Source organism: Allobosea sp. P1_A7 (assembly GCF_056406775.1).
Genome location: NZ_JBFTZN010000606.1, coordinates 1 through 935, shown reverse-complemented (window position 1 = coordinate 935; position 935 = coordinate 1). Strand labels below are relative to the sequence as shown.

1 pseudogene is annotated in these 935 nt (G+C 61.2%); it reads right to left on the bottom strand.

The features are described from left to right. Positions 1-374: 374 nt before the first annotated feature. Positions 375-935: pseudogene (locus tag AC1D34_RS37965) on the bottom strand (IS6 family transposase); the annotation flags it as partial.

Sequence of the window (935 nt, the reverse complement as noted above, 5' to 3'; positions counted from 1 at the left end):
TCCCGCCCCGGTCCCGTCGCTCCGCCCTCGCCATCCATCTGCATCGTCTGTGCGCCATGGCACAATGGAAAGCCGTCGCTGGCCTCGCAGCGTGAGCCCGTCACCCGGTTGAGTTCGCTTCAATGGTCCGCGGTTAACGTGACAACGCCCGTCTAAGTCCAAGGTGATCTTTGTCACGATCGTGCTGGCCGACATGGCGAGCTACGACGCTGTAAATGCCCTTTGGGACCAGTGGATCGATCCGAAGGCCCCCCGTCGCGTGCCTGCATATCAGCCGCGCTTGCGACCTCGGCCATGAAGGTCGAGTTTATCGTCCAAGCTGCTGTTGATGGCTGAGAGCGTGAACCATCGGCTGACCCCGCTTGATGGCTGGATCAGGCGGCCGCGGCGGCCGCGCACCACGCCGCCATCGCCGAAGAGCGAAAAGCTCGGTGGGKCTTSGCGGAAATGAGATGGCGCTGGACGTTGTAGGTGTTGKAGGKGGCTGCGTGAGTGGAGAGAAATCTCTGGGCTGAACCYGGGCTCTTGACCCCCCGCATCGTGCGCTCTCGTTGTCGTGTCGGCTGATGCGAATTTTCCACGTGATTGTTGCACCAGCGACCGCGTCGATGCCGATCCGAGATCCCAAGATCCCGGACTGCCGCTCCATATGAACGCAGGTCATCCGTGATCAAGCGCTCCGGTATGAAGCCATGCTTCTTGAGTAGTCTGCGCAGCAATTTCAGCGCGGCGGCGCTTGTTTCTTTTTGCCTGAAGCARGACGTCCAGGACCTCGCCTTCGGAGTCAACGGCCCGCCAAAGATAGACTAGGCGACCGTCGATCTTGAGATAGACCTCGTCCAGGTGCCATGTGGCGCGAGGCTTTGGTTGGCGTTGGCGGAGATTGGCGGCGATCTTGGGTCCGAAATGGTTCACCCAGCGGCGCACCGTCTCGT